The organism is Taklimakanibacter lacteus (genome assembly GCA_003576695.1).
GTDB lineage: Bacteria > Pseudomonadota > Alphaproteobacteria > Rhizobiales > Aestuariivirgaceae > Taklimakanibacter > Taklimakanibacter lacteus.
Genome location: QOZQ01000012.1, coordinates 54,335 through 69,556 on the forward strand (window position 1 = coordinate 54,335; position 15,222 = coordinate 69,556).

At 59.0% G+C, this 15,222-nt stretch carries 8 protein-coding genes and 1 pseudogene; 5 read left to right on the forward strand and 4 right to left on the reverse strand.

From position 1 onward, the window contains the following. The first annotated feature begins 90 nt into the window (after positions 1-90). Positions 91-1,416 carry a UDP-glucose dehydrogenase family protein gene (locus DT068_RS22595; protein ID WP_119392163.1) on the forward strand — a complete coding sequence of 442 codons (1,326 nt, stop codon included), beginning with the start codon at positions 91-93 and terminating at the stop codon, positions 1,414-1,416. On the opposite strand, the gene DT068_RS22600 is transcribed toward DT068_RS22595, so the two are convergent. Both DT068_RS22600 and DT068_RS22605 read right to left on the reverse strand, forming a co-directional pair. Continuing rightward, a complete protein-coding gene (locus DT068_RS22600) occupies positions 1,406-2,758 on the reverse strand; it encodes a nucleotide sugar dehydrogenase (protein ID WP_119392164.1) in 1,353 nt (450 codons plus the stop codon). The two genes, DT068_RS22595 and DT068_RS22600, sit on opposite strands and share 11 nt — an antisense overlap. A gap of 11 nt (positions 2,759-2,769) precedes the next feature. Continuing rightward, positions 2,770-3,669, reverse strand: coding sequence for a hypothetical protein (locus tag DT068_RS22605; RefSeq protein WP_119392165.1), 900 nt, complete (start codon positions 3,667-3,669; stop codon positions 2,770-2,772). An 82-nt stretch (positions 3,670-3,751) separates the two neighbouring features. Between DT068_RS22605 and DT068_RS22610 the strand changes: the two genes are divergently transcribed. Next, positions 3,752-4,897: a polysaccharide pyruvyl transferase family protein gene (locus DT068_RS22610; RefSeq protein ID WP_162914383.1), complete on the forward strand. Its 1,146-nt coding sequence runs from the start codon at positions 3,752-3,754 to the stop codon at positions 4,895-4,897. 11 nt (positions 4,898-4,908) lie between these two features. Here DT068_RS22610 and DT068_RS22615 read toward each other — a convergent pair. Then, positions 4,909-5,109 (reverse strand): annotated as a pseudogene (locus tag DT068_RS22615) (transposase domain-containing protein); the annotation flags it as partial. 71 nt (positions 5,110-5,180) lie between these two features. On the opposite strand from DT068_RS22615, the gene DT068_RS22620 reads away from it, so the two are divergent. The 3 genes from DT068_RS22620 to DT068_RS22630 all read left to right on the forward strand — a co-directional run bounded on the left by DT068_RS22620 (position 5,181) and on the right by DT068_RS22630 (position 12,913). Further along, complete coding sequence (locus DT068_RS22620; protein WP_162914384.1) at positions 5,181-6,083, forward strand: type II secretion system protein GspK; 903 nt, start codon at positions 5,181-5,183, stop codon at positions 6,081-6,083. Positions 6,084-6,313: 230 nt separating this feature from the next. Continuing rightward, entirely contained in the window at positions 6,314-12,577 is a 6,264-nt protein-coding gene (locus DT068_RS22625; protein WP_119392168.1) for an RHS repeat-associated core domain-containing protein, read from the forward strand. A 12-nt stretch (positions 12,578-12,589) separates the two neighbouring features. Then, entirely contained in the window at positions 12,590-12,913 is a 324-nt protein-coding gene (locus DT068_RS22630; protein WP_119392169.1) for a hypothetical protein, read from the forward strand. Between the two features lie 94 nt (positions 12,914-13,007). Here the strand turns inward: DT068_RS22630 and gspD are convergent, their stop codons facing one another. Then, entirely contained in the window at positions 13,008-15,158 is a 2,151-nt protein-coding gene (gspD, locus tag DT068_RS22635) for a type II secretion system secretin GspD (protein ID WP_119392170.1), read from the reverse strand. Positions 15,159-15,222 lie beyond the last annotated feature (64 nt).

The following is a 15,222-nucleotide window of genomic DNA, read 5'->3' on the forward strand; positions in this document are numbered from 1 at the left end:
TCAAGGCTTGCGCACCTCCCGGGCCTCGTCTAGTCGGAATGAAAACCATCTGATCCGGCCTGAAAGCCCGGAAAAAGCGAGGCGGTTGCCATGAAGATTGCGGTGATCGGGGCAGGCTATGTCGGGCTTGTTTCCGGTGCTTGTCTTGCCGAATTCGGCTTCGATGTGTTCTGCGTCGACCAGGACGCAAGACGCGTCAATGATCTCAATGCCGGCCGCATGCCCATCCATGAAGCGGGGCTCGACACGCTCGTGCATGCCAATCAGCGGGCCGGCCGGCTGCATTTCACAGGCGACCTCAAATCGGCCGTCGCCGGGGCGGAGGCGGTGTTCATCGCGGTCTCGACGCCGACACGGCGCGGCGATGATGCCGCCGATCTCGCTTATGTGCAGCAGGCGGCGGACCAGATCGCCGCGGCGCTCGACGGGTATAGCGTGATCATCACCAAATCGACGGTGCCGGTCGGCACGGCGCGCATGCTCAAGGCGCGGATAAAGGCGGCGCGGCCCGATGTGGAATTCGATATGGCCGCCAACCCGGAATTCCTGCGCGAAGGATCGGCGGTCGATGATTTCCTGCGCCCCGACCGCATCGTCGTCGGCAGCGAGTCGAAGCGCGCCCAGGAGACCTTGCGCAAGATCTACCAGCCGATCACGGTGACCGGGGCGCCGCTGCTGTTCACCGATTTCGAATCGGCCGAGCTCATCAAATATGCCGCCAATGGCTATCTGGCGATGCGGCTAGCCTTCATCAACCAGCTTGCCGATCTGTGCGAGAAAGTCGGCGGCGACATCGCGGTCGTTGCCCAGGGCATCGGCCATGACAAGCGCATCGGCCATCACTACCTGCATCCGGGGCCGGGCTTCGGCGGCTCCTGCTTTCCCAAGGACTCACGCGCCCTCGCCGCCACGGCGCGCGAGGCGGGGTCCCCGTTCAGCCTCATCGAGGCGGTGGTCGGCGCCAATGACAAGCGCAAGGCCGGGCTTTTCGACCGCGTGCAACGCATGCTGGGGGGATCGCTGGCCGGCAAGAGGATCGCGGTGCTGGGGCTGGCCTTCAAGGCCGATACGGATGACCTGCGCGATGCCCCGGCACTCGACCTGGTGCCGGCGCTCACCTCGGCCAAAGCCTCCGTCGTCGCCTTTGATCCGGTGGTCAAGGCGAATGGAACGCCGGCCTTTGCCGGCATCGATTGGGCACAGAACGCCTATGAGGCGGCCGAGGGCGCCGATGCGGTGATCGTGCTCACCGAATGGAACGAGTTTCGCGGCCTCGATCTCGCGAAGCTTGCCGGCGTCATGAAGGCGCCGGTGATGATCGACCTGCGCAATCTCTATTCCACCGCCGACATCGCGAGAACGCCCTTCACCTATCACAGCATCGGCCGCAAGGTCGTAAAGGCGATCACGCCTTGACGATGTGCTCGCTTTTGAGGCCGCGCCGGCCGAAGGCGTTGCGCGTATCGACGATCAACCGGGCGGAGCGGCTGATCAGCTCATAGTCGATGGCGGTGTGATCGGTCGAGATCAGCACCGCATCGAAGCCGGCAAGTGCTGCCGCCGACAGATCCGTGGATTTGCGCCCCTTGAGCGCCGCATGCTCGCGGGTCGCCGGGATCACCGGCACATGGGGATCGTGGAAAGCGACCTTGCTGCCGCGCTCCTCGAGAAGCTCGATGAGCTTGAAGGAGGGGCTCTCGCGGATATCGGAGACATCCTTCTTGTAGGCGAGGCCGATGATCAGGATGCGGGCCTGGCCGAGCGCCAGGCCGAGCCTGCGGTCGAGGGCCTCGGCGAGGCGGCCGATCACATAGCGCGGCATGCTCGTGTTGATTTCGCCCGCGAGCTCGATGAAGCGCGTCGGCAGCTCATATTCGCGCGATTTCCAGGTGAGATAGAAGGGGTCGATCGGGATGCAGTGCCCGCCCAGTCCCGGTCCCGGATAGAAGGGCATGAAGCCGAAGGGCTTGGTCCTGGCGGCGTCGATCACTTCCCAGACATCGATGCCCATGGCGTCATAGACGACCTTGAGCTCGTTCACGAGCGCGATATTGACGGCGCGAAAGATATTCTCGGTGAGCTTGACCGCCTCGGCCGTGGCGTTGGTGGAAACGGGAACGACCTGTTTCACCACCGAACCATAGAAGAGCGCCATCAGGTCGTGCGCATCGGGGCCATCGCCGGCCACGACCTTGGGTATGGTGGTCGTGCCGAAATGGGGATTGCCCGGATCCTCGCGCTCCGGCGAGAAACCGAGAAAGAAATCATGCCGCGACCTGAGGCCGGTGGCCTCGAGCAAAGGGCGCACCACTTCATCGGTCGTGCCGGGATAGGTGGTGGATTCGAGCACGACGAGCTGGCCCGGCCGCAGGGTTTTCGCGATGGTGCGGGCCGTCTCCTCGACATAGTAAAGATCGGGCTCGCGGTATTTGGTCAAGGGCGTCGGCACGCAGATGACGATGACGTCGCATCGGGCGAGCTCGCCAAAATCGGCGCTGGCATGGAAATTTCCGGAGGCGACGAAGCGGGCGAGGTCGGCATCGGCGACGGCTGCGATATAGGAGCGGCCGGCATTGAGCGCGGCGACCTTGTCGGGATCGATATCGAAGCCGGTGACGCGATAGCCTGCCGTCGCTATGGCGGCGCCCAGCGGCAGGCCCACATAGCCCATGCCGATGACGCCGATCCGTGCCATCCGCTCAGCGATGAGGGCGGCAAGCTTCCCGGCGGCCTCGGCGTCATGCGCGGGGCGTTCCATCGCAATCCGTATCAGGCGGCCTTGCGCAGCTCGCCCATGACGGCATCGAGCGGGGCGGTGCGGTCCATCAGCGTCAGCGCGTCATGGCGGACGTGGTTGTGACGCATCTCGGTCTCGATCTCCTTGCGCGAGATCTGGCCGGTTTCCACGCATTCCTTGAGGAGGGCGAAGAAGAAGGCCTCCTGGCGCGGATCGGGGTGCTTCTTGTAGCGCCCCCACAGCCTGATGCCGTTCTCGGGCAGGAGCTTCGAGATCAGGGGAATGCGGTTGGTGAAATCGATCGGCAGGCCGGTCTTCCAGGGCTGGGTGCGGCGCTTGGTCATGTGCACGAGCTGCGTTTTGGGCGACAGGCGGTCGAAGTCGTTCCATTCGTTCTCGAGGAAGCCGATCGAGTCCCTGGGCTCCCTGGCGAGAACGATCCAATCCTCATAATCGAGCTTGCCGGCGAACAGGTCGTCGAACTGCTGGCGGACATTCCAATGCGGCAGCTTGGCGCAATCGAGCAGCATGACGCTGGAGGCGATATAGTCATTGCGGCCATTGTGGCCCTGGCGGGGGCGGGCCATGACGGCCTTGCCCCCCATGTCGCGCTCGAACAGGCCGTTAATGTCACCGGCGGCGAAGACATCCGGATCGATGACCACGGCGCGGCCCTGATAGGCCATGAGCTCGGGCGGCATGAAGCGCACCGGGGTGAAGGACTGCAGATCGTCGTTCTTCCAGGTCCGCCAGCCGCCGGCGCGCAGGAACTTCCGGCCTTCGAACGCGTCAAAAAAAGGAAAATCTTCCCGGCGGGTGATGCGGACGTCGAAAGCGTCCGGTCTGGCGGAATTGCGCTTCAGGGAATGGCGGCCGACGATCGCGCCAACCATCTGCTTGTCATTGGTGTGGATAAAAACGGCAGGTTTCATTGCGGGTTCCGGAAAGGATAATTTTTGGACACATGAGCAAGTCGATGATAATCGAGCACCCTATTCAAGCAAGAGATTACCCATGAAAGTCCTCCTTTGCAACGATACGGGAACGAAGTCTCACATTGGCTGTTTAGGCGTATCTGACGGTCACGCACGCATGCTTGGGCGAGCCGGTCATCGTGTCGAGCACCGCTACTTCGTTGGTGAGCTTGCCCGGTTTGCGAGATCGACATGGACGGAAACCATGTCCGCATTGGCTCGCGACAGCGAACTAGCGGAGCGCATCGAATCGGTCGATGCCGTCGTTGTGAACGGCGAGGGAACGATACATCACAACAAGGGAATTGAATATCTAGCGCTGCTCGATCTCGCGAAAAAGAAAGGAAAGGCGTCGCTCCTGGTCAATGCTTTGTTTCAGGAAATAGATATCGATCCTGAAGTCATCAATCGTTTCGATGCCTTCTCTGTCCGAGACAAGCGCTCCTTGGCATATGCGCGGTCCCGAGGAATTAGGTGCAGCTACTCACCGGACTCGATACTTGAGGCGAAATTTGACAGCCGTCTGAGCGTTGATTTTTGTGACAATCTCGTCGTCACGGACTGGGTGCAGATCCGAGATGCGGATGTAGGTGTGGCCTCTCTTCGCCTCTTGGCAAGTGCGCCTCTACTTTCACCCTACCGTTTCTTTCCGATTCACGGCAGTGAAGTAAGAAATACGTGGCGAAGTGCCGTTCAAAACCTGAGAACCGCGAGGATGATTGTAACAGGTCGACACCACGCGATGTATCTTTCTATCCTTGCGAAGGTTCCTTTCGTTCCATTGGCTAGCAACTCGTGGAAAATTCAAGGATTGTTGGATAGCGCGGGATTGAATCAGTCGATCGTCTCTAGCTTTGCCGAGTTAAAGACAGAGATTGAAAAGCTGGCTTCGAGCCCTCCCAATTTGGCTGAGGCCCACGACCGGTTGGTATCGGAACGGCCCCTGAGTACTTTTTCAGTGTTGGGAAAGGGCGGTGAAAAGACTTCCGAAGAGGAGGAAGTTTGTCGGCTTGAGAGCCAGATTCTTAATCGCCCATCGGCTCTGGCTCGTGACAGGCGTTTGATTGCAAAGCGGCGAGTTCGCGAATCTCGCGCTTTTTTGAAGTTGGTGGACGAAGAAGGGAATGATGGAGGACTTCGGGGAAACAAGCTGCTTTCAAAACTCCGAAAGGTGTTTCGAAAATAATTGTGATTTCGTCACCATGAACAATCTATTTCATGCTCCGACTGACCTGCGCAAGCGTCCATAGCTGCCCAGTTCCACGGCAGCAGGTCACCGATGCGGTTGATCTTATGATCAGCGATGCAAGCGAGGACGTTGCGCAGTTGGGCTTCGGGATCGAGGCTGTTGAGCTTGGCGGTCTCGATGAGCGAGCAGATAGCGGCGGCGTGCTCGCCTAGGCGACGGCCAATACCTATGCCCTGATGCGACCGATGTCGTCTATGACGTCTGGTTGGATTATACATACGTGATGAATGTGAGTCGGAGCAGCCGAGATGGCTTCGTTCTCTTCTCCGTGATCTGGATCGCGGGGTTGCTTGCGGTCATTTCCACGACCTTCGCAATTTCAACCCGCCTTCATGTCAAGTCACAAGCAAATCTCACTTACGCCTATCAGGTTGAGGTGCTGGCTGATGGAATGGTTCGAGCGATCGGGCATCAGCTGGCGCAAATGCGGCCGTCAGACACGAGACAGGTTCTGTTGCCCGCGAGTGGGCAGGCTGTTTCCTGTGCCGTGGATGAAAATATTCAAGCCGTCATTGTGCTGCAGGACCAGGCGGGACTCATCGATCTCAACCAGACATCGCCGGCCGTCCTGACGGGCGTACTGAGCCGGCTGGGCGTCGCTCAGGCCGAGCAGGTTTCCGAGGCGATCGTCGATTTTCGTGATCAGGACGAAACTCGATTCGATGGTGGCGGAGAGGAGATCGGCCTTGTCGCTCATGGCCCCGGCCTGAAGAACGCCGCCTTTCAATCCATCGACGAGATGGCGCAAGCCATTCCGGAAACTCTTGCCGATCTTTCCGAGCTTGAATCGCTCTTCACGGTCTATTCGCTTCAGGAGGGCATCGATCCTTCCGTCGCACCCGAAAAGCTCAGGGGCTTGGTTGAGGTATCGCCATCCTCTGCAGCGGAAAATGGACGACTTCCGACCACGCTCTCGCCGCGCAAGGCATTTGCCATCGATGTGAAGGTGAAACTTGCTTCGGGCATCGCCTTTCGGCGTGTCGCGGTAATCACCTTGTTGCGACTCCCCGAGCGGCCCTTCGCCATTCTGGAGTGGCGGCAAAGTAGTGATGTCGACGCGGAAAGACCGGCTGTCCTGATCAGCGGGCCCTGCGCGACCTTCCTTGGGCACTCCTTGGAGTAGGCCCAAGCAGCTCATTCTCCCGTGAAGGGGATGGAAGGAATCTAATGATAGCTCATCTCTTCTGTCCGGACATTGGCGATGCCGGCCTGCAATGTAACGGTCTAAGTACCTGAGAACATAAATAAAATGTTTTGGAGCATTTTGGCAACGCGATGATTATCTGAATCCTTGCGAATCGGGACCAATCCGGGTCAGTTTGACATTTCCAACAGCTTGATCGGGGGACGGCGATGAAGTGGGGGCTGGTGAATGCGCATTTGGCGCGCATAGTGGCAGTTTTCGTGAGGGCGGTGGTCGCAATGGCCGCCGTATTTTGCTTTTGGGGTGCAGCCGCGGCGCAGGAAATCAGCCCTAGCCGGGCGCTCGACAATGCCGGGCCGAAGCAGCCGGTAACTGCCTATAATGGCAGCTATACTTATTCGGTCGACATAGAGGTGCCGGAGTTCCGCGGGCTCGAGCCGGATCTTGGCCTTTCCTACAATTCCGCCAGTGATATCCGCAACCGGGCGGCCGCTGGTTCCTGGCTTGGCGTCGGGTGGTCGCTTTCGGGCCTGTCCGTCATCGAACGTGTCACGGGATCACCGGTTCCTGCGGCAGGACAACCGAAGCTCACTGGTGGACGCGGTTCGCCCGCTTATGACGGAGCCGGGCTTCCGCCCGATTCTTTCACGTTGGACGGCGGGGAGCTGATCCCTTGCGCCGAGCTGCAGACACCTGCGTCCTCACCTTCCTGTGCCGCTGCTGTGGCGGCAGGCCTTTCCGGCTTTTCGAGCCGGGTCGAGAATTATCTGCGCATCAGGCGGAACAGCGGTACCAATAGCTGGGAGGTGACGGCCCGGGATGGCACGCGCTTTGAATATGCAGCCGTGCAGGGTGGAACTTCCGAGATAACGTTCCGCTGGCACCTGGCGAGGGCCACCGACCGGCGCGGCAATCACGTCGATTATGCCTATTCCTGCCCGAGCGGGGAGGAATGCACTCTGTCGACCATTACCTATATAAACCAGGGGAGTGCGACGCCGATCGCAACCATTGCCGTCCACTATGAGGGGCGGCCGGAGAGCTTGACCCAGGCGACGGGCGCGGGATTGCTCAGCAGTCCCCTGCGTCTCAAGACGATCCGGGTCCTCATGGGAACGAGCCTGGTTCGCGCCTACAAAATTGCTTACGAGACAAGTCCCGCCACCTCCCTTTCGCGGGTCGTCTATGTCCAACAGTATGGCAAGGACGCCACATTCGACGGCGCCATGACGGTGACGGGCGGCACAGCGCTGCCGGCGACGAGCTTTAGATATTCCGAACTCGATCTCGCCCAGGCCTGGACGCTCTCGAACTGGAGTGGTGGACCCGCCCGTGATGCCGTGAGGGCGGACTTCAATGGTGACGGCCTCGCCGACTATTGTCGACCGGCGAGTTATCGCTCCTATACGACGGGCGTTGCAGGCAGCGAGCACAATCCCCCTGTTTACCACTATGACCCTGTTCCAGGCTCTACGACCATCGCGACGGGAAGCGGCTTTTCCACCACCTCTGCAGCCTGCGCGACGACATCGAGTGTGCCAACCCCGCCGACGGGCCAGACGCCGATGAACAAAGTCTTCAGGGCAAACTACATTGGCGATTTCACCGGCGACGGCGCTGATGATGTGATGACCCTGAGCCAGACGATGAACTGGAAATGCACCGGTGGGGCGGAAACACAAACCTGCAACTGGGATCGCGGCGATCTGGCCCTGTCGGTGCGCAGGTGGAACGGGACGGGTTGGAGTGGTGTCCCGTCCTTCGCCCTTACGGGCAGCGATGAGGTTTTTTCCTTCGACGGCGGCATACGCGCCTTTGGCGACTATAATGGCGACAATAGAAGAGATTTCGTTACCAATAATAGAAATGTCTGGCTGTCGACAGGGACGGCATTCACCAAGAAGACGACCTGGAATGTACCGTCGCAAGGCTACTGGGGGCAAGGCGACTTCAACGGGGATGGAAAGACCGACCTGTTGATGCGCACGGAGAGCAACAACAATTGGAATGCCACGGTCTATCTGTCGACAGGGACGACATTCGTGTCACAGGCCAATCCGTTCCTTCTCAGCAACGGGACTAACTGGAACTCTCTTCGTGGCGATGTGAATGGTGACGGCCGGGTGGATGTTATCCGTGTCACCAATCACAGCAACGGGACCTATGGCGTCAAGGTCTTCCTCTCCGATGGCCGGAATTTGAGCGGCCTTTCGGAGCAGCTGTTCGCTGGTTACGCCAAGGTGGACGCTGGTGCTGCAAGTCAGGCTGACATCGACGGCGACGGGCGCCCCGACCTCTTGCTCCCCTATGCCGTTCAGAAAGAGACTATCGGTATTGAGGAGACAGAGACTGTTGTCTCGCGGTCCTATCGCGTCTTGCAGGGCACAGGTACTGGTTATCTCCAGCTCCCCAACACGCTCGACAGGGTGATCAGCAGCGGTGATTTCGATGGCGACGGCCGCACGGATTTTAAGATCGATGACGTCGGATTGATGCTTTCGACCGGCGATGTGCCGCCTGACCTTCTGACGTCTGTCACCGAGCCTTTGGGGGGCAGGGTCGCGATCGCCTACCAGTCCTCCAATGCTTTACCGGACACTAAGCTTCCGTTCACCATGTTCGTGGTGAAATCAATCACCCTGGACGATGGGCGGGGCCCGCCAGAAAACCCGAACTGGGAATCGACGACCAACTATTCCTATGAGAGCGGCGCCTGGAATTCGACCGAGCGCCAGTTCATGGGCTTCCGCAAAGTGACGGCTCAGTTGCCGGCGATCGAAGGCGAGACGATAGGCCCCAGAGCGGTCTCGACCTATCAGCAGAGTGTGCAATGCCTCGGCCGAACCGCGACGGTCGAACGGCTTGATGGCGCCGATGTGCTGATGCGCAAGGTGAGCGACGCTTACACGACCGATACTGAAGCCCCATTCATCTGCCTCAATAGCTCGACCGCGACGGACGATGTCGTCGCTGGCCAGACCAAGACGGTGAAGTCGGAGCGGACTTTCAATGCCCATGGCCTGGTCACCAATGAGTATCAGCATGGTGATCTGGCCGTTTCTGGTGATGAGCGCTCTTCGTCCACAAGCTATGTTCCGAATACGACCGACTACGTGGTTTCCTGTCCACATGTGACCCGAGACTACACATCGCTGACGCAGAGTTCTGGACCGGCGCTGACGCTTACGGTGAATTTCTATGAAGGAATGAATGGTAGTTGGGACGTGCCTGCGTTGTCTTGTCAAAGAGAGTCCGTGGGGCAATGGATCGACAATGCATCGAGTTGGGCATGGACCAGCTTTGTCCATGACTCCTTTGGCAATCTGACTTGGTCCCGCGGACCCGAGGGTGTGGAGAGGGGGAATGTCTACGACAGCGCCAACCAACTGTTCGTGGTCGAGAGTCGACTGCCCAAGTATTTTGGCCCAGCTGGCGACAGCCGCTTCAAGACAGCTACCCAATGGGACATGGCTTGCGGCATGCCCACCCAGGTGACAGATATCAACGGCCAGATCGCGACTTCCGTCTATGACCAGTTTTGCCGGATGACACGGGAAGTGAAGCCGGGCGGGAACTACACGACGACGACCTATGAGATCGGCACTGCGGATGCGTCCGCTCCGGGTGGCGTTAGGGCCGATGCCATCGGTCAGATCATCCGGACCAGGCGGCCGGCTCCCCATGCTTCGACAGACAATGACAATTGGGCCAGCGCCGGATCAACAATCAATGCCTCGACGGACATCATCTGGAGCGAGGCCTATATAGACGGTTTTGGGCGCAAATGGAGCGATTGGAATGAGGGGGTGATTGTGGCTGCCGGCCAGCCCAAGGACTTTCAGACCAAGACCTATTCCTACAACAAGCGCGGGAATGTGAGATATCACACCCAAATGCGCTTTTCTTCGGCGGAAACGGCGCAATGGATGAGCTATTTCTATGATCCGCTCGACCGGCTGAAGCGCATTGCCCATCCCGATGGGTGGGAGATCAATCTGGCGAACGAGCTTGGTGCGGCCGGCACTGCGGAGCTTTCCGTCATCACCCAGACGGACGAGGTCGGCTATAAGACCCGCTATCATTTCGATGCCTATGGCGGCCTCGTCAAACGGGTGAAGATGCGGACGAATTCGGGAGACCCTGAGGCCGTCACGCAATATAAGCGCGATGCTCTGGGGCGTATCATCGAAATCTACGATCCGAACAACAACAAGTGGGCCTATTCCTATGATGGAATGGGACGCCGCATTGCGGTCCATGATCCCGATCTCGGCGACTGGTCCTATGTCTATGACACGGCAGGCCGGCTTCTGACTCAGACCGATGCCAAGGGCCAGGTCGCGATGCTGACCTATGACAATATGGATCGTCTCCTCACCAAGGTGGTGTCGGGAGCCGTGCTTGCCACCGAAACAATCACCAACAGTTACGACCAGGCCCGCTCGGGCTTCTTTAATGTGGGGCAGCTCACCAGGGCGGTAAAGCAGCGGACCGGAACGCCCGACGTGACCCTTTCGGATATCGAAACGGATTATGATGCTGCGGGCCACCCGGTGAAGCAGTCCTTTACCGGCGTCAATGGCAGTTCCACGCCCAAGATCCTCGAGAGCACCTATTGGAAGGGGGGCGAGCTCAGAAGCCGCATCTTCCCGTCGGGCGCCGGATCGGGCTCCGGCACCTACATGGCAAGCTATGATTATGATGAGATGGGCCGTCTCTACAGTGTGAAGAACGGCACGACGCCTCTCGTCTCTGCGCTCGCCTATAACGGTCAGGGTCAGGTGACCTCCGCCGCTTATGGCAACGGCGTCACCACGAGCTATGCCTATAATGTCCAGCGCGCTTTCTTGAACGGCATCACGGTCAATAACGGCGCAACCCCGCTGATGGGCCTTGCTTATACGCGCAATGGCGCCGGACGGATCGATGGTGTCACCAACAGCGCGGTCGCCAGCAATGTCGAGAACTGGACTTATTCCTACAGCGACCTGGGCGACCTGATCGCGGCCGACAATCAGGGCGACAATGCGCAGGACCAGACCTGGACATATGATCTCGCCGGCAACATGCTGACCAATTCTAAGGTCGGCACCTATGTCTATCCGACCCAGGGGCCGGCAGCAGTCCGCCCACATGCGCCGCTAACCATTGCCGGACAAGCTGTCTCCTACGACGCAAACGGCAACACGGTCTCCTACGCGATTGACGGCCAGACCAAGAGCTTCACCTACGATGGCGAGAACCGGCCGCTTTCCGTCACCATCGCAGGTGGTTCGACCACCACATTCGACTATGGCGCAGATGGCGAGCGCATCAAAAAGATGGCGGGCACGGACGTAACCTGGTATCTGGGCGGCGACACGGAGCTCGTCATCAATGCGATCAACCCGTCGGGCGAGTGGGGGCAATATCTCCACGCCGATGTAAAGCGCACCGGTACGCTGCTCACATGGCTACATAAGGATCATCTAAGCTCCAACCGCCTTACCACCGACGGAACAGGCGCTATCCCGGCGAATGGCCGCACGGCGTTCACTTCATACGGGAAGCCACTAACGCCGCCGCTCCAGTCAAAGGCATATATCAACGAGCGCTACGACACCGAGACGGGCCTGCAGTATCTCCATGCCCGATATTATGATCCGGGCATTGGGCGGTTCCTATCGCCTGATACTTGGGACCCAATTCTCGCAGGCGTCGACGTTAACCGATACGCCTATTCACTGAATGATCCGATTAATGGAAGCGACCCGAATGGTCACTATCAGGCGATTCCAGGTCCGATTCCTGAAGCACACATCAATGCATATGCAGATCCAGTCTTAAATGGCTTTTCGTCATATGGGAATGCAATCGCAAACACAGCTGGTTCACTAGCAGGCGCAGTTGCTCCGTATGGGGATGGTCTTATTGGTCTTGGTATAGCGATTGAACAAGCATCGCCTCCACAAACCAGATTAGGAGGGACATTCGTCAAAGGTTTGGGTATGGACCTGAGAGCACTTGGTCGATTTGGTGCTTGGACGCGGGCGGTCACAAAGCGCAACAACTTTGATCCTAGCAAAGCTCTTTACGCTCAAAAAGACTATCGAGAAATGTTCTCTGCGGTAGGTCGAAGGGAATTGAGCCGGATAACTGGCCAACCGATTACTATGATCGATGATCTTGCACAGGGCATAAAATCTGGAAAAATTGATCCGGCAAAAATTCAGGTTCAGCGAGCGCGGCTTAACGGCATAGATTATATATTGGATACAAGAACCACCACCGCATTGGAGAGAGCCGGAATACCTCGAAGCAAATGGAACTGGAAGGACGTGACCGATGATCCAGCCGCCATTCAGCGACTGAAAGATCAGCTTGAGCGAAACCAACTAAAAGCTGGACAGGGCGTGTCACAACCTTCATCCCAATCAGGTGGGGGTGGCGGAGGAGATTTTGGACCCAAGGGAAAACCCAGAGATAATTACTGAAGGAAATTGCTTATGCGCATAGCTCATCGGTTGCCTGTGGACTCAGCAGGATACGGAGATGTTAGCTATCTTTTCCAGGGCAGGGATATTGTTATTGAGTTTCAGTACTTCAGTAGTGGAATGGATCGTATTGGTCGCCTGCGAATTGAATACTTTATGGACATCTTTATAGAAAGTGAAACTCAAAATGGCGCTAAGATTCCGCAAGCTTCAGGCGTGATTTTTGAAACTGAAGCTCGGAAGGAGGGTTTCAGAAAGTTTGTCGTTTGGTTTAGTAACAACGATATAGTCACATTTGAATGCATGAAGCTTTTTTGTGATAACTTAGAGCTATGATTGAACAGAAAGAAATTGAGACCCGTTGGTCGACGGCGAGACCAAGTGTGCAGACAGAGCAGCGCGCAGAGTGAGTGCGTATCGCCTGTAATACTCACTGCAATATCCGTATCAACTCCTCGCCCGGCGTCGGATCGCCGCCGCGGCGGACGCGGGGCGCCTCGATCGACAATTGCTCGCGGAATTCCTGCGTGATCCTTCGTGCTTCGGTCAGGTCGCGGATGACGCGCGGGCGGATGAAGATCAGGAGCTCGGTGCGACCCATGTCGTTGGTCTTGCTGCGGAAGGCGTTGCCGAGCAGCGGGATGTCGCCCAGCACCGGCACCTTGGACTTGCCGTCCTCGGTGCGCTCCTGGATGAGGCCGCCCAGCGCCAGCGCCTCGCCGTCGCTGATCGCCACCGCGGTCTTCACTTTCCGCTGCTGAATGGTCGGCGAATTGATGCCCGATGTCGTCGTCTTGATGACACTCGACACTTCCTGCTCGATCTCGAGGATCACCCGGCCGCTGTCATTGACCCGCGGCGTCACCGACAGGATGACGCCCGTATCCTTGAGCTCGATCGAATTGATGACCGGCGCCCCCGGCGCGTCGGTCGATTGCGAGGATTGCGTCACGATCGGCACCTGGTCGCCGACCTGAAGTTTGGCGGTGCGGTTGTCGAGGACCATGAGGCTGGGCGCCGAGAGGACGCGGACATTGGTGACGCTCGATAGGGCATTGAGGGCGAGCTTGATATCGGCGGCCTTGAGGAAATAGGAGAAGCCGGGGAAGACCGAGGCGATTGCACCGCTCTCGGCGTCGGAGAAGGTGCCGTGGTCATTGTCCTCGCCAATGAACCAGCGCACCCCGAAGCGCAGATCGTCCCTGAGGGAGACTTCGGCGATCACCGCTTCGAGCAGAACCTGGTTCGGCACTGCATCGATGCGCTCGAGGACACGCAAAATGCGGTCATATTCGGCGTCGTTGGAGACGATGAGGAGGGAGTTGTTGGCGTCATCGGCGACCACGCGCACCGATGGCTTGGCGCCGCTCTCTTGCGATTCCGTTATGGTGACACTGGTCTCGGCCGCCGGCTCCTCCGGGCCGATGCCTTCCTCGATACTCGCGCCCTCGGTGCCGACGACCGCCGTCTCGTGCTTGGGTGCCACATTGCTTTCGATCGCCACCCGCTTGCCGTCCTCGGTGCGATAGACCGAGCGCAGCACCTTGGCGAGTTCGGAAGCGGTGCGGTTCTGGACGTTGTAGACATGGAGGCGCGATTCATTCGTCTCGGCCAGCATGTCGAGCTTCTTCACCCATTTGGCCGCCTCGCGCAGATATTTGGCGCGCGACGAGATGACGAGGACCGAGCTCAGCCGCTTGTTGGGAATGAAGCGCACGATGCCGCGCGACGGCCCTTTCCTGGTGTCGAAGATCGTATCGAGCTCGGTGACGATGGCGCCGGGATCCGACGTCTTCACCGGGATGAGCGCGAAGGACATGCCCTTCATCCAGTCGACATCGAAGAGCGCGATCGTGTCCTTGATGGTGGCGATCTCGTCATCCGTGCCGGCCAGGACCATCATGTTGCGGGCCGTGTCGGCGCGCAGCACCACGCCTTCCGGCAGGAGGGATGCGAGCACGCCCTTGATCTCCTCGGCGGACACATAGCGCAAGGGGATGACATGGGTGCGCACGCCGGGCCGGGTCGGCTCGGGGATGTCCGTCTCGATCGCGCTGATGGAGCGCGCCGCTCCCGCCAGCGGCACGACCCGGTAGACGCCGTTCTGCTCGACCAACGCGGCCGAATTCTCGCGCAGGACATTCTCGAAAGCGATCATCAGGGCACGCCGTGAAATCGGCTTCGAGGTCTGCAGCGTCACATTGCCGGCAACGCGGCCGTCGACGCTGTAATTGAGCTCCATGACCTCGCCGAGGACGGTCCTCGCCGCATTGACGATCGGCACGTCGACGAGATTGAGGGTGATGTCGGCATCGCCTTCATCGGGCAGGCTGTAAGCGGGGCCTGTCGAGCCGACGAACAGATCGTTTCCCGGCTGGTAGGCGCCGACAAATTTCTGGCCCCGCTTTCCCGATACCGTGTCGATCAGCCCATCCTGCTTTTTCGGGCGCGCGCCAAAGGTCGATTTTTCGGGTCGCAGTTTCTCCGCGAGCAGGTCCGGCCCTGAGATACTTCCGGTACAGCCGGCGAGGAGGAGTGCGGCGACCGCCAGCAGCCAGATAGCCCCCCAATTCTCGCGCACCGCCGCCGCCCCAAATCCATATCTAGTGGAAGTTCAATCTGAATCATACTAATGGTTGAATAGC